General features: G+C 58.7%; 20 protein-coding genes. 16 read left to right on the top strand and 4 right to left on the bottom strand.

Annotated elements, in window-relative coordinates:
- Positions 1 to 90: 90 nt before the first annotated feature.
- The 5 genes from ACEG18_RS03955 to ACEG18_RS03935 all read left to right on the top strand — a co-directional run bounded on the left by ACEG18_RS03955 (position 91) and on the right by ACEG18_RS03935 (position 3,903).
- Positions 91 to 339, top strand: coding sequence for an HPr family phosphocarrier protein (locus tag ACEG18_RS03955; protein WP_372541333.1), 249 nt, complete (start codon positions 91 to 93; stop codon positions 337 to 339).
- A 232-nt stretch (positions 340 to 571) separates the two neighbouring features.
- The gene (locus tag ACEG18_RS03950; RefSeq protein WP_022094360.1) at positions 572 to 814 is read left to right on the top strand and encodes a FeoA family protein; all 243 of its coding nucleotides are present in this window, start codon (positions 572 to 574) and stop codon (positions 812 to 814) included.
- 40 nt (positions 815 to 854) lie between these two features.
- Entirely contained in the window at positions 855 to 1,076 is a 222-nt protein-coding gene (locus ACEG18_RS03945) for a FeoA family protein (protein ID WP_006234774.1), read from the top strand.
- Positions 1,077 to 1,199: 123 nt separating this feature from the next.
- A complete protein-coding gene (gene feoB / locus ACEG18_RS03940; RefSeq protein WP_372541331.1) occupies positions 1,200 to 3,527 on the top strand; it encodes a ferrous iron transporter B in 2,328 nt (775 codons plus the stop codon).
- Between the two features lie 175 nt (positions 3,528 to 3,702).
- Positions 3,703 to 3,903 carry a hypothetical protein gene (locus ACEG18_RS03935; RefSeq protein WP_035136858.1) on the top strand — a complete coding sequence of 67 codons (201 nt, stop codon included), beginning with the start codon at positions 3,703 to 3,705 and terminating at the stop codon, positions 3,901 to 3,903.
- A 292-nt stretch (positions 3,904 to 4,195) separates the two neighbouring features.
- Here ACEG18_RS03935 and ACEG18_RS03930 read toward each other — a convergent pair whose 3' ends face one another.
- Together ACEG18_RS03930 and ACEG18_RS03925 are read right to left on the bottom strand one after the other, a co-directional pair.
- Complete coding sequence (locus ACEG18_RS03930) at positions 4,196 to 4,900, bottom strand: response regulator (protein ID WP_372541330.1); 705 nt, start codon at positions 4,898 to 4,900, stop codon at positions 4,196 to 4,198.
- Positions 4,893 to 7,628 (bottom strand): ATP-binding protein, encoded by a 2,736-nt coding sequence (locus ACEG18_RS03925; protein WP_372541329.1) that lies wholly within the window; start codon positions 7,626 to 7,628, stop codon positions 4,893 to 4,895. Before ACEG18_RS03925 ends, ACEG18_RS03930 begins: the two co-directional genes overlap by 8 nt.
- 334 nt (positions 7,629 to 7,962) lie before the next feature.
- On the opposite strand from ACEG18_RS03925, the gene kdpA reads away from it, so the two are divergent.
- From kdpA to ACEG18_RS03905, 4 genes are all read left to right on the top strand, one after another.
- Positions 7,963 to 9,786, top strand: a complete 1,824-nt coding sequence (gene kdpA / locus ACEG18_RS03920) for a potassium-transporting ATPase subunit KdpA (protein ID WP_372541327.1) — start codon at positions 7,963 to 7,965, stop codon at positions 9,784 to 9,786.
- Between the two features lie 16 nt (positions 9,787 to 9,802).
- A complete protein-coding gene (gene kdpB, locus ACEG18_RS03915; protein WP_372541325.1) occupies positions 9,803 to 11,863 on the top strand; it encodes a potassium-transporting ATPase subunit KdpB in 2,061 nt (686 codons plus the stop codon).
- A gap of 12 nt (positions 11,864 to 11,875) precedes the next feature.
- A complete protein-coding gene (kdpC, locus tag ACEG18_RS03910; RefSeq protein WP_368135845.1) occupies positions 11,876 to 12,466 on the top strand; it encodes a potassium-transporting ATPase subunit KdpC in 591 nt (196 codons plus the stop codon).
- Between the two features lie 247 nt (positions 12,467 to 12,713).
- The gene (locus ACEG18_RS03905) at positions 12,714 to 14,663 is read left to right on the top strand and encodes an NAD(P)/FAD-dependent oxidoreductase (RefSeq protein WP_217107556.1); all 1,950 of its coding nucleotides are present in this window, start codon (positions 12,714 to 12,716) and stop codon (positions 14,661 to 14,663) included.
- 99 nt (positions 14,664 to 14,762) lie between these two features.
- Here ACEG18_RS03905 and ACEG18_RS03900 read toward each other — a convergent pair whose 3' ends face one another.
- Complete coding sequence (locus ACEG18_RS03900) at positions 14,763 to 14,963, bottom strand: FCD domain-containing protein (protein WP_254179304.1); 201 nt, start codon at positions 14,961 to 14,963, stop codon at positions 14,763 to 14,765.
- A 298-nt stretch (positions 14,964 to 15,261) separates the two neighbouring features.
- Positions 15,262 to 16,353 (bottom strand): ATP-binding protein, encoded by a 1,092-nt coding sequence (locus ACEG18_RS03895; protein ID WP_372541323.1) that lies wholly within the window; start codon positions 16,351 to 16,353, stop codon positions 15,262 to 15,264.
- A gap of 566 nt (positions 16,354 to 16,919) precedes the next feature.
- On the opposite strand from ACEG18_RS03895, the gene ACEG18_RS03890 reads away from it, so the two are divergent.
- The 7 genes from ACEG18_RS03890 to ACEG18_RS03860 all read left to right on the top strand — a co-directional run bounded on the left by ACEG18_RS03890 (position 16,920) and on the right by ACEG18_RS03860 (position 23,145).
- Positions 16,920 to 17,612: a GntR family transcriptional regulator gene (locus tag ACEG18_RS03890; RefSeq protein WP_372541321.1), complete on the top strand. Its 693-nt coding sequence runs from the start codon at positions 16,920 to 16,922 to the stop codon at positions 17,610 to 17,612.
- A 125-nt stretch (positions 17,613 to 17,737) separates the two neighbouring features.
- Positions 17,738 to 18,760 (top strand): LacI family DNA-binding transcriptional regulator, encoded by a 1,023-nt coding sequence (locus ACEG18_RS03885; protein ID WP_372541320.1) that lies wholly within the window; start codon positions 17,738 to 17,740, stop codon positions 18,758 to 18,760.
- 42 nt (positions 18,761 to 18,802) lie between these two features.
- The gene (locus ACEG18_RS03880) at positions 18,803 to 19,297 is read left to right on the top strand and encodes a type II toxin-antitoxin system RelB/DinJ family antitoxin (RefSeq protein WP_372541318.1); all 495 of its coding nucleotides are present in this window, start codon (positions 18,803 to 18,805) and stop codon (positions 19,295 to 19,297) included.
- Between the two features lie 126 nt (positions 19,298 to 19,423).
- Positions 19,424 to 20,761 carry a glutamine synthetase family protein gene (locus ACEG18_RS03875; protein ID WP_372541316.1) on the top strand — a complete coding sequence of 446 codons (1,338 nt, stop codon included), beginning with the start codon at positions 19,424 to 19,426 and terminating at the stop codon, positions 20,759 to 20,761.
- A gap of 50 nt (positions 20,762 to 20,811) precedes the next feature.
- Entirely contained in the window at positions 20,812 to 21,474 is a 663-nt protein-coding gene (locus ACEG18_RS03870) for a response regulator transcription factor (RefSeq protein ID WP_006234733.1), read from the top strand.
- A gap of 182 nt (positions 21,475 to 21,656) precedes the next feature.
- Complete coding sequence (locus tag ACEG18_RS03865; RefSeq protein ID WP_372541315.1) at positions 21,657 to 22,784, top strand: hypothetical protein; 1,128 nt, start codon at positions 21,657 to 21,659, stop codon at positions 22,782 to 22,784.
- Positions 22,774 to 23,145 (top strand): hypothetical protein, encoded by a 372-nt coding sequence (locus ACEG18_RS03860; RefSeq protein ID WP_195192604.1) that lies wholly within the window; start codon positions 22,774 to 22,776, stop codon positions 23,143 to 23,145. The genes ACEG18_RS03865 and ACEG18_RS03860 overlap by 11 nt, the downstream gene beginning before the upstream one ends.
- Position 23,146 lies beyond the last annotated feature (1 nt).

Genomic DNA, 23,146 nt, shown 5'->3' with positions numbered 1-23,146 from the left:
TTTTTCGGAACGGGGGTGCGCCGGTAACGTACAATAGCTACCACGTGGCTGGGTTTTGCCGGCCGAATGTGCGATGCCGCGGGAGGGGACATGGTCGAGTTTACAAAGACGATTAAAGATCCGTTGGGATTACATGCCCGCCCGGTTGCGCTGCTCTATGACATCATTGCCAAGCATCGTAGCGACGTGTCAGTCAGTATCGGCAATCGCCACACGGATGGCCGCGATGTTATAGGGCTCATGGCTCTCTACGGCGAATGTGGCGAAGACATCGTGTTCCGCGTTTCGGGCGTGGATGAGGCCTCCTGCGTCACGTCGATCAGGAACCTCTCGCTTTAACCTCAACAATGTGACAAAGGGGCAGTCCCCTCTGTTGCATAAATTGGTATCAATAGGCACTGCAAAGAGACGGTCTTTGCGGTGCCTTTGTTTCGTATAGGAAACTTTTCCGAAATCTGAATGGGGACCCTTTCCAAAAAGTTAACCACGTGTTAGTTTACTAAAGCGAACATAGGCGTGGTTAACTTTTACCGCGTCGATGTTGAGGACGAACTGACGTTAGGAGCCACTCATGTCTTGCGGACCGCAGATGCCGGCAATGCCGCTTTCGATGGTAAAAGCGGGCGAAACCGTGCGCGTGTCTCGTGTAAAGGGCAATGAGGATATGAAGCACCACCTCAAGGACCTCGGCTTTGTCGAGGGCAACGAAATCCACGTGGTGAGCTCGAGTGGTGCCAATATCATCGTCACTGTGCTGGGCGCACGCTTTGGTATCGATTCCAAGGTTGCCATGCACATCATGACCGTCGGTTAGTCGACGGTATTTCTGTACGCACTGAAAGGGGGACAAGTAAATGAAGACGTTGGGTGACGTTAAGGTGGGCGAGAGCTCCACCATCGTCAAGCTTCACGGCGAGGGTGCGCTTCGCCGCCACCTTATGGACTTGGGGCTCATCAAGGGCACTTCGTTCAAGGTCGTGAAGGTTGCACCGCTCGGTGATCCGGTCGAGATCAACGTGCGCGGCTACGAGCTTTCCATCCGCAAGGAGGAGGCCGCCGTCGTCGAGGTCCAGTAAGGACTCGCGGCGCATATTTCTGCAGATAAAGTTAGGTTTTTCTAACTTAATGCAGCATCTTTGAAGCACATTATCCAGCCTGCGCGGAGAAAGCAGCGCAGGCACACAAGGAAGAAGGATTGAATGGCGGATTCTCAGATCCATGTCGCGCTGGCGGGTAACCCCAACTGCGGCAAGACCACGCTTTTCAACCTGATCACCGGCGCCAACGGCTACGTTGGCAACTGGCCCGGCGTCACGGTTGAGAAAAAGGAAGCCAAGCTCCTAAGCGACAAGAACGTTACCATTACGGACCTCCCTGGCATCTACTCGCTTTCCCCCTACAGCCCCGAGGAGCAATGCTCGCGCGATTACCTCATGAGCGGCGAGCCCGATGTTGTCGTCCAAGTCGTCGATGCCACCAACCTCGAGCGCAACCTGTACCTGGCGCTTCAGGTTATCGAGACCGGCCTGCCCGTGGTCGTTGCCCTCAACATGGCCGACTTGGTCGAGAAGAATGGCGACAAGATCGACATTGACAAGCTTTCCAAGAAGCTCGGCTGCCCGGTCATGATGATCTCGGCTCTTAAGAACAAGGGTATCAAGGAGCTGTTCGAGCAGGTTAAGAAGTCCGCCGCTTCCAAGGGCCAGGTGCCGGAGCACAAGTTCGACTCCTCCATCGAGGACGTTCTGGACCACATCGAGAACAACCTTCCGGCGAGCGTTCCCGCCAACAAGCGCCGCTACTACGCTGTCAAGCTGTTTGAGCGCGACGCGGACGCCTGCAAGCTCATCAACCTCACTAAGGAGAAGGCTGCTCGCGTAGAGCAGCTGGTCGCCCAGTGCGAGCAGGATTGCGATGACGACGCCGAGTCCATCATCACCGGTGAGCGCTACGGCGTGATCGCGCACATCATCGACGAGTGCCTCACCAAGGCCCCGGCCAAGATGAGCACCTCCGAGAAGATCGACCGCGTGGTTACCAACCGTATTCTGGGCCTGCCGATCTTTGTCGTCATCATGTTCTGCGTGTACTACATCGCCGTTTCTACCTTGGGCGGCACGGTGACCGACTTCACCAACGACCAGCTCTTTGGTACCGACGGTTGGTATGTGCTCGGCCAGGGCCGCGACGCCTACGACGCGGCTGTCGAGGCTGCGGGCGACAATGCCGACTCGGTCGACCCGGCACAGTACGGCCCCTATGTTCCGGGTATCACTACTATGGTCCACGACGCGCTTGTGGCGGGTGGCACCGAGGACGGTGGCCTGGTCGATTCGCTCGTCTGTGACGGTATCGTCGGCGGCCTGGGCGCCATCTTCGGCTTTGTGCCGCAGATGTTCCTGCTTTTTGTGATGCTGTCCTTCCTGGAGGACTGCGGCTACATGGCCCGCGTTGCCTTCATCATGGACCGCGTGTTCCGCCGCTTTGGCCTGTCCGGTAAGTCGTTCATCCCCATGCTCGTGTCTTCGGGCTGCGGCGTCCCCGGTGTCATGGCTACTAAGACCATCGAGAACGAGAAGGACCGCCGCATGACGGTCATGACTACCACGTTCATCCCCTGCGGCGCTAAGCTGCCGATCATCGCCCTGCTCATGGGTTCCATCATCGGCGACTCTTCCACCACCGCGGCGTGGATCAGCCCGCTCTTCTACTTCCTGGGCGTCTTTGCCGTCATCGCCTCGGGCCTTATGCTCAAGAAGACAAAGCTCTTCGCCGGTCGCCCGACGCCGTTCGTTATGGAGCTTCCCGCCTACCACTTCCCGGCGATCCGCTCTTGGGCGCTGCACGTGTGGGAGCGCTGCTGGGCCTTTATCAAGAAGGCCGGCACGGTCATCTTCGCGTCCACTGTCGTGGTTTGGTTCCTGTCCAACTTTGGTAGCTACAACGGTTCCTTTGGCTTCCTGCCTGCGATGGGCGGCATCCCCGAGGAGTTCATGGACTACTCCGTGCTCGCCATGCTCGGCAACCTGATCGCCTGGATCTTCGCCCCGCTCGGCTTTAGCACCTGGCAGGCAACTGCACTGACTGTCTCTGGACTTGTCGCCAAGGAGAACGTCGTCGCCACCGCCGGCTCGCTGTTGTCGGTTGCCGACGCTGCCGAGACCGACCCGAGTTTGTGGACCGCGTTTGCCGGCATGTTCCCGACTATGGGCGCTTGCGTTGCCTTTGGCGCCTTCAACCTGCTGTGCGCCCCGTGCTTTGCCGCCATGGGCACCATCCGCAATCAGATGGACTCCGGCAAGTGGACCGCGATTGCCATCGGCTACGAGTGCGCCTTCGCATGGGTCATCGGCCTGTTCATCAACCAGTTCTACAACTTGCTCGTTCTTGGCCAGTTTGGTATCTGGACGGTTGTGGCTATCGTGCTGCTGGTCGCGATGCTCTTCCAGATCTTCCGTCCCATGCCTAAGCACGCTTGGACCGACGAGGACGAGACCAACACTGCCTCCGCCGCAGTTTCCGCTTAAGTCCGAATAAGGATTAACCCCTTTCCACGAGCCCGGGTGTCCCAGCGACACTCGGGCTTTTTGGTGGGGGAGATGTGACGTTTCCGCAGATAAAACCGACCAAAATAAACCTGTCCCTTTTTGGCAGGTGGAGAATGGGGTAAAGTAAGTTGTGGTTAACTAGAGGAGGCTTGCTATGGCACCTATCGATATTGTTGTACTGGCTGTTATCGGTATTGCGTTTGTCGCGGTATGCGTGCGCATCTACCGCAAGGGCACCTGCGCCGATTGCGCTCAGGGTGGCGTTTGCACGGGGCATTGCTCCAACAAAAAGACTTGCGCTGCGCTTAAGGGCGTGGACAAAATTGCCGAAGACTTGGGTCGCGGTATCAAGTAAGGCCCGACATCCAGGCGCCCTGCGAGCATCTGCCCGCGGGGCGCTTTGTACATTTGGACGCGAGCGCGGCGAGTTGAAGAGTAATTTTGGGGTATCGCTAACTATGTGGTCAACGGCCCGCTCACCGTGGTCCATGCCGTAGCGGGCGCCAAGCTCGCCGTCGAAGGCATGACCAACTACCTGGGCCTCCAACTCCATTCCGCCCATCAGTTGCGGTGAAATACGGACTGTTTTGGCTGTCAAAGGCCTTACCTACTCCGTATTCCACCGCAACTTTTTTTTGTGGGGTGGGCTAGAGACGCTGCATGCGGTACCCGACACCCATGTGCGTCTGAATCATCTTGGGGTGAGAGGGGTCTGCTTCGATCTTCTTGCGCAGGGTGCGCATGAACACGCGCAGACTCGCCAGATCGCTGTCCCAGCTCGTGCCCCATATCTCGCGGGTGATGAAGGTGTGGGTGAGCACCTTGTCGACGTTTTTCGCCAGAAGGACGAGCAATTTGTACTCGGTTGGGGTGAGCGAGAGCTCGCGTCCGTCTTTTGTCGCGTATCCCGCGGCGTAGTCGATATGCAGCGGACCGTTGTCGAACGTGCTCGCTTCTGTCGACTCGCTCGACGCCATCGATGAGCGCCTCAAATTCGCACGGACGCGCGCGAGCAACTCATCCACAGAAAAGGGCTTGGTGAGGTAGTCGTCTGCCCCTGCGTCAAGTGCTGCAATCTTGTCGGAATCTTCGGAGCGCGCCGAAATGACGATAATGGGGACTGCCGACCAGCTTCGGATCTTCGTGATGACCTCGATACCGTCAATGTCGGGAAGGCCTAGGTCGAGCATGATGAGGCTGGGGCCGTGCGACACCGCATCCATGATGGCGGCCTGGCCGTTGCAAACCTTGCTCACGACGTAGCCGTGGAGGTCAAGCGCGGTCGAAACGAGGTTTTGAACGGTCAGGTCATCTTCGACCAGGAGGATGCGTGGCTTAACGGCATTATTCATGAATCTCGATCTCCTCGGCGGGCAGGGTAAAACGGAAGACGGCCCCATGGGGGTGGTTGTCGCGAACTTCGATGGCGCCGCCATGCGCCTCCACGATGGAGCGGCAGAGCGACAGCCCAAGGCCGATGCTTCGACGCGAATCCACGGGCCGCGTATTGCTTGAGGTAAAGAAGCGCTCAAAGATATGAGGCTTGTCGCAGTCTGCCACACCCGGCCCATCGTCTGCGACGTCCACCACGACGAACGCACCCTCGCGACGTGCGCTGATGGTGACAGTCGAGTCCTCGGGTGTGTATTTGAAGGCGTTCATGATGAGATTCGTAAGCACCTGCATGATGAGATGGACGTCGATGCGTACCAGCAGGATGTCGTCAGTGTGCTCGATGGTGACGGCACGTCCATGCGATGCTTGGGCGACATGGCTGAGGGCGGCCTCGATGACCTCGTCGATGAGCTCGGATGTGAAGTTGAGGTGAATGGTGCCGTCCTCGACGCGTGTGATGGCGAGGAGGTTTTCCACGGTATCGATAAGCCAGAGGGAGTCGTCGTAGATGGCATCGGCAAGATCGCAGCGTTGTTCGAGGCTGAGCTTCTCGTCGCTCTTCCGAAGGATTGCCGCAGATCCGGATATAGCCGTGAGGGGTGTCCTCAAGTCGTGGCCGATGGAGCGCAAAAGGTTGGCGCGCAGCTGCTCGTTTTTCGCCAAGACCGCAGCCTCTTCGCGCTCTTGCGCCGCCCGGTCGCTTTCGAGCGCCAAGGCGCATTCACCTACGATAGATAGGACGATCGAATGCTCGAAGGCTTCGATCTCGCGCCCCTCCAGGGCGATGCCGATGACACCGAATACCTTGTCGCCGGTGCGAACCGCGAGGTAGAGACAGCGCGCCTCAGGCAGGGTCCGCGTGCTTGCGCCCGCGCGCTTGTTGTTGGTGTAGGTCCAGGTTGCAACGGCGCGCTCGTAGTCGGTGAACAGCGACGCGGATCGGTTTTCGGCGCCAGCGGACTCATAGAGCGCCTTGCCGAGCGTGCCGTGTTCGGCGGTGTAGAAGACCACGTCGAGTTTTAGCAGTTTGATGAGTTGGTTCATGGCGACGCGGGCGCACTCCTCCGCGCTATGGGCTTGCTGCAAGAGCTGGTTCGTTTCGAGGAGTACGCGCGTTTTGAATGCGTTCTCGGCGGAGGTGCGAGCGTTGTCGGCGATACGCGCAGTTAACTCGCCGGCGACCATGGCGGTAGCGAACATGATGCCGAACGTGACCAGATAGCTTCGGTCGTAGCTGGCGAGCGAAAACAGAGGCGTGACGAAGCAGAAGTTGTAAAGCACTACAGAGAGCACGCTCGATACGATCGTGCAGATACGCCCCGTCGTGGTGACGGCGGTCAGCAGGGCCGTGAAGATATAGAGGGATATGATGCTGGAATCGGCAAATCCCAGATGGCGGAAAGCCGTGCCAACAGCCGTGGCGACAAGAGAGAGGGCCAGTGTGCGAAGCACGTCACGGCTGCTGGGCGGCTGCAGGGCGAGCGCACGGCGGCGTCCTTCGGGCCGGGAGGGCGGAGTCGACTGGTCTGGAATGATGTAAATGTCGAGGTTCGGGGCGAATGTTATGAGCTGTTCTACGAGAGATTTGCGGCCGAAGAGGGCCTGACGGACGCTGCTACGCTCGCCCGTGCGCCCCATGACGATCTTCGAAATACCCGACAGGCGTGCGAATTCGGAGATCTGAAACGCGATGTCGTCGCCATAGACGGTTTCCATATGTGCTCCGAGCTGTTCGGCTAGGGCGATATTGGCTGCAAGCTTGGCGCGCTCATTATCGCTCATGGCCTGCGCGCGCGGGCTCTCTACGAACAGGGCGACGAGCTCGCTGCGAAACGCTTTCGCCATGCGTGCGGCGGCACGGACGATGCGGGGATTGGTCGGCGCCGGGGAGACACAGACTAAGATGCGCTCCCTGGTGTAGTAGTCACGGTTTCCCAGCACGCGTGCGGCGTCTGTGAGGTAGCCGGTGCGATCGGCGCAGCGGCGCAGCGCGATTTCTCGGAGTGCGGTGAGGTTCTCGACGGTAAAAAAATGCTGTTGCGCTCGGTCGGCTTGTGCGGGACGGTAGACGAGGCCGGCGCGAAGGCGCTCAAGTAGGTCTTCGGGCTCTATGTCGACGAGCTCGACCTGGTCGGCATCATCGAAGATACGGTCGGGGATTCGTTCGCTCACGATAACGCCGGTGATGGATGCAACCATGTCGTTTAGGCTCTCGATATGCTGAACGTTCACGGTCGTATAGACGTCGATGCCCGCATGTAGAAGTTCCTCGACGTCTTGATAGCGTTTGTCGTGGCGAGACCCCGGCGCATTCGTATGGGCGAGCTCGTCGACAAGGATGAGCTGAGGGGTGCGTTCGATAGCCGCATCTAGATCGAACTCGCTGAGCGCAATGCCGTTGTGCTTGATGAGCTTACAGGGCACGTTCTCAAGCCCTTGTGCAAGATGGGCAGTTGCCGGACGTTCGTGCGGCTCGATGTATCCCGCGACGACGTCGACACCTCGCCGCTTGGCGGCGTGGGCGGCTTGAAGCATCGCATAGGTTTTGCCTGTGCCAGCAGCGTAGCCAAAGAAAATCTTGAGGTGTCCCCGGCTGGTTCGAGTGTCATCGGCGACCTCGTCTTTCTCAATTGCCTTGAGGATGAGGTCTGGATTGACGCGAGTGTCCGATGCGTCGCGCTGCATAGCGTAGCCTTTCTGAAGCGTTGTCCATGCGTGCATACGCGGTGAAGACACCACTGTATGCTCGCGAGGTCGAGTATAGGCGCACTGCAGCTGCAATAGTGCTTTCTACCTGCATCTTTACGGCATCTTAAGGACGTGAGCCCCGGCCCTCACGCCTCTTTAATCCCTAGAAGCGTTTACTGTCCCCAGACGCTTGCGAGAGCAGGCGTCCGAGACATCGGACCGCGCGTGAAAGGGGCGGAAAATGGACATCCTCATTCCCATCATCGGAGTCGTCTGCATTGGACTCCTTATCTATTACATCTACATTCTGATGAGGAGTGATTCGTAAACTATGGACGCTGCGATTCAGTACATCTTGTACTTTGCCGTGCTCGTCGTCCTGGCCGTTCCGCTCGGTCGGTTCATGGCCCATATCATGGATGGTGAGCATACGTTCCTGTCGCCTGTGATTGCTCCTGTGGAGCGTGGCGTCTATCGTCTGCTTCGCATCGACGCGGCAGAGCAGATGGGGTGTAGGCGCTATCTGGCGAGCGTGCTGGTCTTTTCGGGGATCGGCCTCGTGGCTCTTGTGGCACTCCAGGCGCTTCAGTCCTTCTTGCCAGGCAATCCCCAGCACCTGCCGGGTGTGCCATGGGACCTTTCGTTCAATACGGCCGCTTCCTTCATAACCAACACCAACTGGCAATCCTATTCCGGTGAGACCACCCTGTCCTACCTTGTGCAGTTCATGGGTCTCACCGTGCAGAACTTCGTTTCCGCTGGCACCGGTATCGCGGTCATGTTCGCGCTGATCCGCGGCTTCCGTCAGGTCAAGGAGCAGAGCCTGGGTTCCTTCTGGGTCGACCTCACCCGCACCGTCCTGTATGTGCTCATCCCGCTGAACCTCGTGTTCGGCATCTGCCTGGCTGCCGGTGGCGTCATCTCCAACTTCCAGCCGGCTCAGAAGGCTGAGCTCGTAGAGCCCGTCGCCGTCCAGCCTAATGCAGACGGCGGCTGGAGCGTCATCGACGGCGCCCAGATCGAGGGCGACACGGTCAAGGTCGACGGCAAGGTTGTCGAGGACGCGCGCGTGGTCACCGAGCAGTTCCTGCCCCAGGGTCCCGCGGCTCCTCAGGTTGCCATCAAGCAGTCCGGCACCAACGGCGGCGGCTTCTTCGGCGTGAACTCCGCCCATCCGTATGAGAACCCCAGTGCCTTCACCAACATCATCGAGATGACCAGCCTGCTGCTGATCCCGGCCGCCTGTTGCTTCACCTTCGGTATCGGCGTCAAGAACACCAAGCAGGGCAAGGCCATCTTTGCCGCCATGTTCATCCTGCTGGTGATCTTCACCGGCATCATCGCCGTCAACGAGCATGCGGGCACCCCGCAGCTGGCCGATGGCGGAGCGGTCAATATCGAGATGACCGACGGCCAGGCCGGCGGCAACATGGAGGGCAAGGAGAGCCGTTTCGGTATCGCCACCTCCTCCACGTGGTCGGCTTACACCACCGCCGCTTCCAACGGCTCGGTTAACTCCATGCACGACTCCTACACCCCGCTGGGCGGTTTTGTCCAGATGCTCCAGATGGCTCTGGGCGAGGTCGTCTTCGGCGGCGTGGGCTGCGGCCTGTACGGCATGATCGGCTTCGCCATCCTCACGGTGTTTATCGCCGGCCTTATGGTCGGCCGCACGCCCGAGTTCCTGGGCAAAAAGATCGAGCCGACCGAGATGCGCTGGGCGGTGGTTCTGTGTCTCGCCACTCCGTTTGCCATTCTGGTGTGCTCGGCCATCGCCTGCATGGTGCCCGGTCTTGCCGACCAGCTCAACAATGGTGGCGCGCACGGCTTCTCCGAGGTGCTGTATGCCTTCACCTCATGCGGCGGCAACAACGGCTCGGCGTTTGCAGGTATGAACTGCAACATTCCCTGGATCAACGTCATGCTCGGCCTCGAGATGCTGTTCGCCCGCTTCATGCCCATCATCGGTACGCTGGCTATCGCCGGCTCGCTGGCCAAGAAGGGTAAGGTCGCCGAGAGCGCCGGTACCCTGTCCACCACCAACGGCATGTTCGTATTCCTGCTCGTGTTCATCGTTCTACTGATCGGTGCCCTGAGCTTCTTCCCGGCCCTGGCGCTTGGCCCCGTTGCCGAGTTCTTCCAGATGATTGCGTAAAGGAGGACGCAGATTTATGACTATGCAAAAAGACATGATGAGCCGCGCGGTGCGCGATTCATTTGCCAAGCTTGACCCCCGTGTCCAGGTCCAAAACCCGGTCATGTTCCTGGTGTGGCTGTCGGCCGCTATGACCTCCATTCTGGCCATCGCCTCTATTTTTGGGGTACAGGACGCCGGCGTCCCCACGTACTATGTGATCGCCATTGCCGTCATTCTCTGGCTGACCGACCTCTTTTCAAATTTTGCCGAGGCACTTGCCGAGGGCCGCGGGAAGGCGCAGGCAGACTCCCTGCGCGCGGCGAAAAAGGACGTCGAGGCCCATCGCATCGAGTCCGTCGAGGATAAGGACCGTTTCACGGTCGTTCCCGGTACCGAGCTCTCACGCGGGGATCTGGTGGTCGTGCGCGCCGGCGAGCAGATTCCGGGAGACGGCGATGTCATCGAGGGTGCCGCCTCGGTTGATGAGTCGGCCATCACCGGCGAGTCTGCACCCGTGGTTCGCGAGGCTGGCGGCGACCGTTCTGCCGTCACTGGCGGCACCACCGTGCTTTCCGATTGGATTGTGGTGAAAATCACCAGCGATCCTGGTCAGAGCTTCCTGGATAAGATGATCGCCATGGTCGAGGGCGCCGCCCGCAAGAAGACCCCCAACGAGGTCGCGCTCGAGATCTTTCTGGTTGCTCTGTCCGTCATCTTCATCCTCGTGACGCTCGCACTGTACTGCTACTCGAATTTCTCTGCAGGGCTCAACGGTATGGCGAACCCCACCGCTGTGACCACGCTCGTTGCCTTGCTTGTCTGTCTGGCGCCCACCACCATTGGTGCGCTGCTGTCCGCCATTGGCATCGCCGGCATGAGCCGACTGAACGAGGCCAACGTGCTGGCCATGTCCGGCCGCGCCATCGAGGCCGCCGGCGACGTCGACATTCTCATGCTCGATAAGACCGGTACCATCACCTTGGGCAACCGCCAGGCCGCTGAGTTCATTCCGGTCGACGGTGTCGATCCGGCAGAACTCGCCGATGCCGCGCAGCTGTCCTCTCTGGCGGATGAGACCCCCGAGGGCCGCTCCATCGTCGTGCTCGCCAAGGAGCAGTTCGGTCTGCGCGGCCGCACGCTCGAGGATAAGGGTATGGAGTTCATCCCCTTCACCGCGGCAACGCGTATGTCCGGCGTGAACTACGAGGGCAATGAGATCCGCAAGGGCGCTGTCGATTCCGTGCGCGCCTATGTGGAGGCAGCCGGCGGCGTGTTCTCCCAGGAGTGCGACGAGGCCGTTGAACGCATTGCGAAGGTGGGCGGCACCCCGTTGGTCGTGGCAAAGAACTGCCGCGTGCTGGGCGTTGTGTACCTCAAGGACATCATCAAGTCCGGCGTTAAGGAGAAGTTCGCCGACCTGCGCAAGATGGGCATCAAGACCATCATGGTGACGGGCGACAACCCGCTCACCGCCGCGGCAATCGCCGCCGAGGCCGGCGTTGACGACTTCCTGGCCGAGGCCACCCCCGAGGGCAAGCTCGAGAAGATCCGCGAGTTCCAGCGTGAGGGCCACCTGGTCGCCATGACCGGCGACGGCACCAACGACGCGCCCGCTCTGGCCCAGGCCGACGTCGCCGTGGCCATGAACACGGGCACCCAGGCCGCCAAGGAGGCCGGCAACATGGTCGACCTCGACTCCAGCCCCACCAAGCTCATCGAGGTCGTGCGTATCGGCAAGCAACTGCTCATGACTCGCGGCTCGCTCACGACCTTCTCGGTCGCCAACGACGTCGCCAAGTATTTCGCCATCATCCCGGCGCTATTCTCGCCGATCTACCCCGGGTTGGACGCCCTCAACATCCTGGGGCTCACCAGCCCGTTGTCTGCCGTGCTGTCCGCCATTATCTACAACGCGCTCGTCATCGTCGCGCTGATTCCTGCCGCCCTGAAAGGCGTGAAGTACCGCGAGCTTTCGTCCGGCCAGCTGCTGACCCACAACCTGCTGGTGTGGGGTCTGGGCGGTATCGTGGCGCCGTTCGTATTCATCAAAATTATCGACATGCTGCTGGCCTTGTTCGGCATTGGCATGATGTAGACGGAGGTTTGTATGTTCAAAGGTATCGCATCGCGCGCACTTGGCGTGTTCGCGCTGTTTACCATCGTCTGCGGCCTGGGATACACGCTCGTGGTGACCGGCGTAGCGCAGCTTGCGTTTCCGTACCAGGCGAACGGATCGCTCATTACGGTCGACGGCAAGGTTGTGGGTTCCGAGCTCATCGGCCAGAACTTCGATGACGAAGCCCACATGTGGGGTCGTATCCAGAACGTGTCAATTGTCGAAGGCGAAGACGGCGAGCTCATGGCGTATGGTGCCCCGTCCAACCTGTCCCCGGCGAGCGAGGAGTATCGGCAGCTGATAGATGCGCGCGTGAAGAAGATCCGCGCCGCCAACCCCGATGCCGATATGGACGCTGTGCCCGTCGACCTGGTGACGTGTTCGGGGTCCGGCCTCGACCCGGAGATCTCTCCGGATGCCGCCGAGTACCAGGTTCCGCGCCTTGCCAAGGCCACGGGCAAAAGTGAGGACGAGGTGCGCGACATCATCGCCGCGTGCACCAAGGGCCGTTTCCTCGGCGTGTTCGGCGAGCCCACGGTCAACGTGCTCAAGGTGAACCTTATGTTGGACGGCGCGCTGTAGGTGAGGGAGTGGCGGATGAGGGCATGACTGACTATCTGAGCCCTCAATTCCACCCCGCCCATCAGTTGCGGTGAAATACGGACTGTTTTGGCTGTCAAAAGTCTCATCTACTCCGTATTCCACCGCAACTTTTTGTGAGGGTCGGGATTGAAGGTGAGGAGTGCGAGCGAGTGCGGATACGGCAGTTGCTGATACGATAAGTACGTTAGCAACTGCCGCCGAGCGGCTCAAACGAAAGGAACCCTGTATGGAGTCTTCCGCCTACCCGATGCTCTTTAGCCCGATCAAGGTCGGTACGACCGAGGTCAAGAACCGCGTCTTTATGCCGCCGGTATCCACGAACCTGGCCGATCATGGCTATGTGACCGACGACTTGGTCGATCATTACCGTGCCCGTGCCAAGGGCGGCGTGGGCCTCATCATCACCGAGGTCGTGACGGTCGAGCCCACCTATACCTATCTACCGGGTGACATGTGCTGCTACGACGACACGTTTATCCCCGGCTGGGAAAAGCTCGCCGCAGCCGTCCATGAGTATGGCTGCAAGATCATGCCGCAGCTCTTCCACCCCGCCTACATGGCCTTTAACATTCCGGGCACGCCGCGCCTGATCGCTCCGTCCTTTGTGGGCCCGTCCTATGCCCGCGAGGCGCCGCGCCCCATCACGGTCGATGAGATCCACGAGCTCACACATCAGTTTGGCGACGCTGCCGTGCGTATGCAGAAGGCTGGCGTCGATGGCGTCGAGGTCCATGCGGCGCACGCCCACGGTATGCTCGGCGGCTTTTTGACTCCGCTCTACAACAAGCGCACCGACGAGTACGGCGGCTCGCTCGACGCCCGCATGCGCTTTTTGCTCGAGGTCATCGCCGAGATTCGCGAGCGCTGCGGCAAGGACTTTATCATCGACGTCCGTATCTCGGGCGACGAGTACACCGATGGCGGCCTGACCCTCAACGACATGATCTACGTCTCACGTCGCCTGGAGAAGGCCGGCGTCGACATGATTCATGTGTCGGGCGGCACCACCATCAAGCGCGGCTCCGCCATTCCCGCCGCCGGCACGCAGCAGGCCTCGCACGCCGCCTGCTCGCGTGAGATTAAGAAGCACGTGAACATTCCCGTCGCCACCGTCGGCCGCATCAACGAGGCCTGGATTGCCGAGGAGCTGATTGAGGACGGTGCTGCCGACATCTGCATGATGGGCCGCGCCAATCTGTGCGATGCCGAGTTCTGCAACAAGGCAGCCGCCGGCAACGCCGATGACATCCGCCCCTGCATCGGCTGCCTGCGCTGCCTGAACGGCATTATGTTTGGCAAGCGCATCTCCTGCACTGTCAACCCGGACGTGGAGCGCGACGAGGCCGGCTACGAGCCTGCCGCTGAGGCCAAGAACGTACTGGTTGTGGGCGCCGGTCCCGCGGGCATGGAGGCGGCGTTCATTGCCGCCAAGCGCGGTCACAACGTGGTGCTCGTGGATAAGCAGGACGAGCCGGGCGGCGAGATGCGTATCGCAGCCGTTCCGCCGGCAAAGCAGGAACTCACCCGCGTGATCAAGTATCAGTATCGTCGCCTGGCCGAGGCCGGCGTGAAGTGCGTATTTGGCACCGAGCTTACTGCCGAGGACATTCAGCGTGACTACGCGGGCTACGAGGTTGTCCTGGCTTATGGCGCCGAGCCCATCGCTCCGGCCTTCATGCAGGGCTTTAAGCAGGTTATGACGGCCGACGACCTGCTGGGCGGCAAGGCTTTTCCGGGCAAGAAGATCGTCATCGTGGGCGGCGGCACCGTTGGCTGCGAGACGGCCGACTACTTGGCCCCGCTGGTCAATGATCTGTCGCCGGCCAACCGCGATGTCACCGTCATCGAGATGACCAAGACGCTCGCCGCCAACGAGGGCGGTGCCGGCCGCGCGGTGCTCATCACGCGCATGCTTTCCAAGGGCGTTCACGTGCTGACCGAGGCCAAGGTGACCGAGATTACCGAGGACACCATCAGCTACGAAAAGGACGGCGAGGTCCACACCATCACCGGTGCCGATACACTGGTGCTTGCCATGGGCTATCGTCCCAACACCAAGCTTGCCGACGACCTTGCCGCTGCCGGCGTTACCACCCACGTGCTGGGTGACGCCAACAAGTGCGGCAACATCCGCGACGCCATCGGCGATGGCTACAAGGTTGCCTGCGAGCTCTAATCAACCCCTTTGCGCCAATCGATTGCAAAAAGCGGCGGCTGCCCTGTGTGTTGGGCGGCCGCCGCTTGCGTTTTGCCAAAGAAAGATTATTGTCGGGCCCTAAATGCCTTTTGCTTCTGCTCCCTCCGCAATCATGTTGCGGTTATACACCAGGTGCAGATACATCGCGTCATGCGCGGCGGTGGGATTGCGCGAGGCGATGGCGTCGGCCACATCGCGGTGCGTGCGGATAGTCTCCTCGACGAGCTTTTTGTCGGTCACGTCGATAAAGAGGGGGACGGATGCCTTGAGCACGCCCATCAGGCGGGGAACGACGAGGTTTCCGCCATCCCAGGGCGGCTACATGGAGTAGCGCCCGTGCGCATCGATTCCCTCTCATAGATGTGCGGCACAAAGAACCCCGAGCTCACACGAGCTCGGGGCCTTTTTCGTCTGGATTGGGGACGCATAGCCGGACGAAAGCGTGTTGCGTTTGGCGTAAAACCATACGAAAGTGCAATTTGCGTCTTATTTCCGAACGTAAAACAGACGAAAACCGTTTACGTCTGCTTTAAATCCGTACGAAAACGGTTTTCGTCTTGCAGGGAAGTTGCCGTTTCTACAGTTCAACTTCCAGTTCGGCTTTGTGTTCGCAGAGGTAGTCGCGCATGTAGGGGATGGCAAATGAGACCTTGCCGTACGAAGGAGCCTCGATAATCGATTCTCTTAACAGGCGGCTGCGGACGGAGCTCACCTGTTGAGGCGTTTTGTTTAGGGCATCGGCAACCATGCTGGTCGAGCTCGTCTGCCCCAAAGACGCCATGCTCAGCAGATAAGCGATGCACGTGGGCGGAATGCGCTGCAGCGCGGGCTCAATCACCATGGCGCAGAAGCGTTCGCGTGCCGTTGCAATGCCACGCTCGGCTTCTTCTTCTCCAATAATCGCTGTATGTGCGCGTCTTGCCAACTGCCATGCGTAGTATCCAACGAGTTGGATCATGAAAGGATAGCCTTGCGTTGCCTCGGCAAGTTGGCCGGCAATACCTGGCTGCAACTCCATGCCAGACGCTTCAATGGTTTCCTCGAGGGAGTACGACACTTCGGTTACTGCCACGGCCTTCAGATCAAAGGGGAGGGCACGGCGCAAAAACGTAAGTGTCTTTCCGTTGATGATGCTTTCAATCATCGAAGGCAGCCCAGCAAAAACAAAGGCGATATCAAGGTCTTCGCCGATAACCTGCTGAATCGCAATGGAGAGCGTTCGGACCTCATCGAGCTCTGCGTCTTGAACTTCGTCGAGAGTGATGAGCAGGCCATTTCCATTCTTGGATATTGTCTGTCTCATGGTGTCGCGTAGCGATGGGCCGATTCGCTCAATATCTATGCTGCCGATGGATATGCCAGCTACGGTGGGCTCAAATCTGGCGTGCTTGGCCTGGAATTTGGGCTGCAGCTGTTCGAGAATGCGCTGACAAAGTCCCTCGGTTGCGACCTCTTTTATGACCGTCCAGCCACGGCTTTGCGCCAAACGTGAGCACTCGTCAAGGAGGACCGTCTTGCCCGTTCCACGGACGCCGGCTATGCGCATTAGGCGCCCCGGGGCACCAGGCCCGTTGGCGAGGCCTTCACTGAATTCTTCGAGTACATCTTCGCGGCCGATAATCGTGGGAGGTGTTTTACCTGCTGTGGGCTTAAAAGGGTTTGTTTGCATGTGAGCCACCTTTGCTCAAGATATAGCAAGATATAGCAAAGTATAGCAAGATATAGCAAAGTATAGTGAGATATAGCAAAGTAAGCGCTACTCGCGGGTTTTGCGGTGGTGCTATTTTCCAAATGCCGCGCGGATAAAGCGCTGGGCGAACAGCTTGTTGGCAACTCACGAGGGCTCGGGGTGCCAATTTGGGGTGCAGTAGTGCTGCGCCACGAAAAGGGCCTATCTACTACGTTTAAGCCGCAGGGGTCAACCATAGTCGGCTTTTTCGAAAATCGACAAGCTCTCTACCAGCGGTTTTGTTTTCGCACTTTTCAGCATGGTCTGGGCTCTCCGCGTTAACGTAGTAGATGGGCCGCTTTTGTGGCAAGGGGCCGACCTGCGGCCCGGGGTGGCCAAAAAGCCCCGTCCCAAAAAGACTGTTGGAAGTTGCGGTGGAATAGTTCCTGTTTTTGCTGCTGAAGGCTTTGAGCAGGAACTATTCCACCGCAACTTATGAGGGGGCGGGGGATGCGATAGTATTACGGGTGATATTCGACAAACCGTGGGCTTCATCCGAGGGCTTTATGGAACAACACCAGCATTATCAGAGCCTGCAAGATCAGGCATACAACGCACTGCGGTCCAAGATCATCTATGCCGAGCTCAGGCCCGGCACGCGCCTTTCGGCGATTGGTCTGGAAAAGGAGACGGGAATCGGGCGCACGCCCATTCGCGAGTCCTTTGTGCGCCTGCGTGAGCAGGAGCTGGTGGAAACGCGTCCCAAAAGCGGCACCTATGTCTCGAAAATCAGCATGGAGCGTGCCGAGAATGCCTGTTTCTTGCGCGAGAAACTCGAGAGAAGCGTGCTTATTAAATGCTGTTCGGCCGCCTCGCCCGAGCAAAAGCATCGGCTGGAGCAGATTCTCGCCGAGTCCGAGTCGCTCGACCATAGCGAAACGCGTCGCTTTTTCGATCTGGACAACCTGTTCCATGAGACGTGTTTTGTGATTGCCGGTCGCCACATGCTGTGGGATTGGATGAAGAGCATCAATACGCATTTTGAGCGGTATAACTGGCTGCGTATGGTGTCGCAGGATCTGGATTGGGAGCCGATTCGTCGGCAGCATCGCCGAATTCTCGAGGCCATTAAGAGGGGCGATACCGATGCGGCGAGCTATCTGGCCGAGACACACTTGCATCTGATGCCCGAGGAGCAGGGCCCGGTTATTGCCTTGCATCCCGATTATTTTGAGCTGTCCAAAGACTCGGCCATCTAGCCCATCATCGCATCTGCTCGAGACGCAAAAACGATGCTGCTCACCTACAGCGTTTTGCAACCGAGTTTTTTAAAAAAATGCCTAAAATGGCTCAGACCGCCGACAATTGGGAAACGGGGTGCGCTATGGCGCAGATGAGAATCAAGGACATTGCCGCCGAGGCGGGCGTGAGCCCGGCCACGGTCTCGCGCTATCTCAACAACCGTCCCGGGCAAATGACCGAGGAGACCCGTGCCCGTATTGCCGAGGTCATCGAGCGCACCGGCTATCGCCCGCGTGCCGCCGCGCGCAATCTGCGCAGCTCGCGCACCAACCTCATCGGCGTGATCCTGGCCGACATCGCCAACCCGTTCTCGAGCGCCATGCTCGAAGGGCTTTCCGCCAGCGCCGCCGCGCGCGGCTGCTCGCTTATGACGGCCATTAGCGGCAACGATCCCGCCAAGGAGGCCGAGTCGCTCACCAGGCTTATCGATGCCGGCGTGGACGGTCTGGTCGTCAACACTTGTGGCGGCAACGACAAGGCGATCGCCGCGGCCGCGGGGCGCCTGCCCGTTGTGCTGCTTGACCGCGATGTTGCCGCCGGCGGTGTCGATCTGGTGACATCTAACAACCGTGAGTTGGTCGCCGGCTTGGTGGACGCCTTGGCCGCTGCGGGCAGCGAGCGCCTGTGCCTGCTCACCGAGGCAAGCGACGACAGTCCCGTGCGTCGAGAGCGCGCCGAGGCCTTTGCCGACGAGCTTTCGCAACGCGGTCTTGCGGGCGAGGTCGTCACCCTGGTCGATGGCGGTGCCACGGGCGCTGGCCGTTTGGACGAGACTATCCGCGGCTATGCGGGCAAAAGACTCGGCCTTATCGCTGCCAACGGCCTGGTCTTCCTGCGCCTAACCGAGGCACTGGCACAGTTGGGACCCTCGTTGCCAGCGGGTCTCAAGATCGCAACGTTTGACGACTATCCCTGGAACCATGTGCTCTTTGGCGGTGTGACAACGGCCGCGCAGGATACCCTCACCATTGCCGAGCGCGTGGTCGAGCGCCTGTCCGAGCGCATCGACGTCGTCACCACCACGGTGGGCGAGGCCGCAAAGCTGGCGCCCAAACGCATCGAGATCCCCGGTCACATCGAACACCGCGCTTCGACCTCGCGCTAGTCTGTATGATAATATATAGACAATGTCATACAGGAGGTATCCATGGCTGCGTCTGTGCTGAGTGTGCGAGTGGACTCGTCAATTAAAGACTCATTTGCCGAACTGTGCGAAGAGCTTGGCATGACTTCGTCTGTTGCGGTCAATATGTTTATGAGACAGATGCTGCGCGAGCGTTCGCTGCCGTTTGTTCCTTCACTTGGTAAAAGCTCTGCGAGCGAAAGCGCCGCGGCGGGCATTTTGGATATTGCCCAGATTGAGTCCGCCGTCCGCGAGGCAGCCAGATCGATTCCCGCCATCAAAACCGTGATTCTTTTTGGTTCGTATGCCCGTGGCGAAGCGCGTGCCGATAGCGATATCGACTTACATCTCGAAGTTGATCGCGAGCAGGGCTTTGGTCTTTTCGCGTTGTCGGCGTTTGGTGAGGCGGTGCGCAAAGAAACCGGGAGGCAGGTTGACCTCGTTTCGAGTGACGATCTTGATGGCGAACTTGCCGCGGTAATCGAGCGCGAAGGAGTGATCATTTATGATCGCGCGTAAGTCAGATGGCCTCCGCGCCCACGTTTTTTGAGCGCTTGATACGCTTTAACCCTGCGGAAACATTTTTCTGCGATAGTATCTGCGATATAGACCAGTCGAAACCCGCCCGAAAGAAAGGGGAGCGACATGAACCAGCAGAACATCGATTACGTACTCCGCTCCGTAGAGCAGCGTGACATCCGCTTTGTGCGTCTGTGGTTTGTCGACATTCTCGGCCGCCTCAAGAACTTTGCCATTAGCCCCGAGGACCTCGAGGTCGCTTTTGAGGAGGGCATTGGCTTTGACGGCTCGGCCATCGAGGGCTTTGCCACGCCCGAGGAAGCCGACATGCTGGCGTTTCCCGATGCTTCGACCTTCCAGATCCTGCCGTGGCGTCCGAGCCACAACGGCGTCGCCCGCGTGTTCTGCGACGTGTGCACTCCCGATCGCAAGCCGTTTGCCGGCGATCCTCGCGATGCCCTGCGCCGCATGTTCTACAAGGCCGAGAAGGCCGGCTACCTGCTCAACGTGGGTGCCGAGCTGGAGTACTACTACTTCCCCGACGAGCACACGCCCGAGCCGCTCGACAACGTGGGCTACTTCGATCTTTCGGTGAGCGACGCCGCCCGCGACCTGCGCCGCAACACGGTCCTCACACTCGAGAAGATGTCCGTGCCCGTGGAGTACACCTTCCACGCCGCCGGTCGCTCGCAGCACGGCATGAGCCTGCGCCACGCCGAGGCCCTGAGCATGTCCGACGCCATCACCACGGCCAAACTCATCATTAAGCAACAGGCCTACGAGAGCGGTTGCCACGCCTCCTTTATGCCCAAGCCGTTGGCGGGCGAGGACGGCAGCGCCATGTTTTTGCATCAGTCGCTGTTCAACCACGACGGCAACAACGTCTTTTGGGGCGAGGACGACGAGAAGTACCACCTCTCCGATATCGCCAAGCACTATATGGCCGGCATCCTGGCGCACGCGCGCGAGATCAGCGCCATCACCAACCCCACGGTCAACTCGTATAAGCGCATCACCACGGGCGGCGACTCCGTGCCGCAGTACGCCACGTGGGGCCTGCGCAACCGCGCGAGCATGATCCGAATCCCGGTCTACAAGCCCGGCAAGCAGCTGTCCACGCGCATCGAGCTTCGTAGCCCCGACCCCATGGCCAACCCGTATCTGGTCAACGCCGTCACGCTGGCGGCTGGTCTGGACGGCATCGAGCGCAAGCTGGAGCTCCCGCCCGAGGCCACGGCCGAGACGCTCAAGCTCACCGACCGCCAGATGCTCGAGGCCGGCTACACGCCGCTGCCGCGCTCGCTCAAAGAGGCACTCGACGTCTTTGAGGACTCGCAGTTTATGAAGGATGCCCTCGGCGAGCACATCCACGGCTTCTTCCTCAAAAAGAAGCGCGACGAGTGGCATAAGTTTGAGTCCACGATCACCGAGTGGGAGATTAAGCACTACCTGGCGAACTCCTAATCGCGCTGGCTTGTTTCAGTACGATTGAGCTCATTTCTTTGGAGGCCGATATGTCCGAAAAGAGTGCCCTGTTCATGGCGCGCACGACGCGCTTCCACGAGTTTGCCCGCAGCTTGACGACCACCCTGGGTGTCGAGGTGAGCCTGGCAACTCCCGATTCACCGACTGCGGCGCACGACTTTGACCTGCTGATCCTCGATTCCGATGGCATTCGCAGCGACCGTATCGATCAGATTGCCAAGTGGCTTGATGATCGTGGCGGCGTCCCCATGTTGGTGATCGTCGACGACGAGGCGCTCGGCACCCTGCGTCTGCCGAATCACGCGCATGCCGACTTTGTATGCCCCACGGCGACGCCCAACGAGCTTAAGGCTCGTGCGCAGCGCCTGATGGGCGAGGAGGAGACCGTCACCGCCGACGATGTGCTCAATATCGATAACCTCGAGATTAACCTGGCTACCTACCAGGTGACACTCGATAACGAGCCCATCGACCTGACGCTGATGGAGTACTCGCTGCTGAGCTTTTTGGCGACGCACCCCAACCGTGCCTACAGCCGCGAGGTGTTGCTGCACCGCGTGTGGGGCTTTGAGTACTGCGGCGGCACGCGCACCGTCGACGTGCACATCCGACGCATCCGCTCCAAGGTGGGCCCGCAGATCGCGGCACACATCACCACGGTCCGCGGCGTGGGCTATCTGTTTAAGGACTAGCAAGTAAATAGAGGAATGTGAGGGTACCGGAGATTTCTCCAGTACCCTTTTCTCGTTTAGGGCGATAAGAAGACCTTTCACCGATTTAAAGTGGGTCAGTAAAAACAATATCAAACGTATAACACTATCTCACGAATATCATTTAGTTACCGTATCTCCCTACTGCACGGATGGAGGAAGAAATGCGTTATTCGAGAAAGGTGATTGTCGGATTCATAGTATTGCTTGCCGCCCTGATGTCTCCAAGGTTGGTTTTTGGAGACGACGACTTGGTTCGTGTCACACCGCAAATAGCTGTGGAGCAAGCGCAAGCTTTCTTTGATGACGTATCGGATGAGCCGGTGACCGCTTGTGACCCAGTAAAAATGGTGAATTCCGATGGGGAATCAATCGGGTATATCGTTCGCGCGAAGCGGGATGACGTTAACTATGGCTACGTCGTATTTGATTCAGAGCGATCTTGGTGGATCAGCGAATACTGCTTGGCTCCGAACGCCCCTATGCCCATTGAGAATACAAGCGATGAAATAGCTCTTCTCGCATCCCAAGATGACATCGTTGCTTTGAAATTTGACGAGCTGTCTTTTGGTATTGCAGATCTGGATAATAACGTTGTTTTAGATGAGAAGGGATGCCGGTCAACAGCGGTGTTTTCTGTGGGAAATAGCCGCAGCGGATCTCCAGGCAGGTTCGAGGATGTTTTCGTATCGCCCAAAGACCTGTATAAGCAAGGATATGTCATTGACGCAAGTAAAACAATTTCAGGAATGATAACGCCTACACAATCAGAGGTTATTAAAGAAACGGGGACCTATGCTTGCGATGTGTCTGCAATGTTTGCGGTAAGCAGCCATTATGTAACGCTAAACCGGCTCAAATTGCCAGACTTATATCATGAGCTTTGGCAGTTATCGGGAACATCCGGCGATCCAAATAAGTCATTCGATCAAGCTACGGGCCTTTACTTTACCCAAGGAAGGACTCCATCTCCAAATGCTGCCCCGGCTATTAAGGAGTTCTGTGCTAGGCGCGGGAAAAGGCTTGAGACATCATTTGCTTGGTATCCATCTTGGGATTCTTTCAGGGCAACTGCAGATTCTGGAAATCTCAGTATTTTTTCTGGGACTCTCAGATCAAGCCATGACGCTCATGCGATGGCTGTTGCGGGATATGTGGCTATGCATAATACATATTCAAATGATAAGAAATATATGCTTGTTGTCTGGGACGGTTGGTTCAATCAGCTGTGTTTTCTTCCATATGACACAACGATTTATATATCGCATGAAGGGACGTATTGTGGAGAGTGACGGCGAAGATGATAGAAAGCGCATACGTAAAACGCTGGGGCTTCTTTGCGCATTTCTTGGGATATTGGTTGTCGCGGCCTATCAACCGAGCCCCTCGGTCGTTGGTGGAAAAGATGACGAACATATTTCAGTTGAAGTACAGACGCTGTCGGATGTTCATAACGGGCAATTTGAGGCGCTTATGCCAAGTGGTTGCCGTAAGAGAATCGATATGCGCCGTAAGTCAAGTTCCGGATATGTCTCAGGGTTGAAAGCAGGTGATAAATGGATTCTAGTTTTTGTGGAAGATAAGGAACTTGACGGGACTGTTCTGTATCCCCATTCAGCTGAGAAAGTCAAATCAAGTAGACAAGGGGAATGAA

The organism is Collinsella aerofaciens (assembly GCF_041537385.1).
GTDB lineage: Bacteria > Actinomycetota > Coriobacteriia > Coriobacteriales > Coriobacteriaceae > Collinsella > Collinsella aerofaciens_BV.
The sequence above is the reverse complement of the archived record's forward strand: the minus strand, read 5'-3'. Positions and strand labels throughout refer to the sequence as shown.

Bases quoted from the DNA above. Each gene is read 5' to 3' on its own strand.
- ACEG18_RS03865 (WP_372541315.1), top strand. From the start codon at position 21,657: ATGCGTTATTCGAGAAAGGTGATTGTCGGATTCATAGTATTGCTTGCC.
- ACEG18_RS03925 (WP_372541329.1), bottom strand. From the start codon at position 7,628: ATGCAGCGCGACGCATCGGACACTCGCGTCAATCCAGACCTCATCCTC.
- ACEG18_RS03955 (WP_372541333.1), top strand. From the start codon at position 91: ATGGTCGAGTTTACAAAGACGATTAAAGATCCGTTGGGATTACATGCC.
- ACEG18_RS03880 (WP_372541318.1), top strand. From the start codon at position 18,803: ATGGCTGCGTCTGTGCTGAGTGTGCGAGTGGACTCGTCAATTAAAGAC.
- ACEG18_RS03875 (WP_372541316.1), top strand. From the start codon at position 19,424: ATGAACCAGCAGAACATCGATTACGTACTCCGCTCCGTAGAGCAGCGT.
- ACEG18_RS03945 (WP_006234774.1), top strand. From the start codon at position 855: ATGAAGACGTTGGGTGACGTTAAGGTGGGCGAGAGCTCCACCATCGTC.
- kdpB (WP_372541325.1), top strand. From the start codon at position 9,803: ATGACTATGCAAAAAGACATGATGAGCCGCGCGGTGCGCGATTCATTT.
- ACEG18_RS03885 (WP_372541320.1), top strand. From the start codon at position 17,738: ATGGCGCAGATGAGAATCAAGGACATTGCCGCCGAGGCGGGCGTGAGC.
- ACEG18_RS03890 (WP_372541321.1), top strand. From the start codon at position 16,920: ATGGAACAACACCAGCATTATCAGAGCCTGCAAGATCAGGCATACAAC.
- ACEG18_RS03950 (WP_022094360.1), top strand. From the start codon at position 572: ATGTCTTGCGGACCGCAGATGCCGGCAATGCCGCTTTCGATGGTAAAA.
- ACEG18_RS03900 (WP_254179304.1), bottom strand. From the start codon at position 14,963: ATGGGCGTGCTCAAGGCATCCGTCCCCCTCTTTATCGACGTGACCGAC.
- ACEG18_RS03895 (WP_372541323.1), bottom strand. From the start codon at position 16,353: ATGCAAACAAACCCTTTTAAGCCCACAGCAGGTAAAACACCTCCCACG.
- ACEG18_RS03930 (WP_372541330.1), bottom strand. From the start codon at position 4,900: ATGAATAATGCCGTTAAGCCACGCATCCTCCTGGTCGAAGATGACCTG.
- feoB (WP_372541331.1), top strand. From the start codon at position 1,200: ATGGCGGATTCTCAGATCCATGTCGCGCTGGCGGGTAACCCCAACTGC.
- ACEG18_RS03935 (WP_035136858.1), top strand. From the start codon at position 3,703: ATGGCACCTATCGATATTGTTGTACTGGCTGTTATCGGTATTGCGTTT.
- ACEG18_RS03905 (WP_217107556.1), top strand. From the start codon at position 12,714: ATGGAGTCTTCCGCCTACCCGATGCTCTTTAGCCCGATCAAGGTCGGT.
- ACEG18_RS03870 (WP_006234733.1), top strand. From the start codon at position 20,812: ATGTCCGAAAAGAGTGCCCTGTTCATGGCGCGCACGACGCGCTTCCAC.
- kdpA (WP_372541327.1), top strand. From the start codon at position 7,963: ATGGACGCTGCGATTCAGTACATCTTGTACTTTGCCGTGCTCGTCGTC.
- kdpC (WP_368135845.1), top strand. From the start codon at position 11,876: ATGTTCAAAGGTATCGCATCGCGCGCACTTGGCGTGTTCGCGCTGTTT.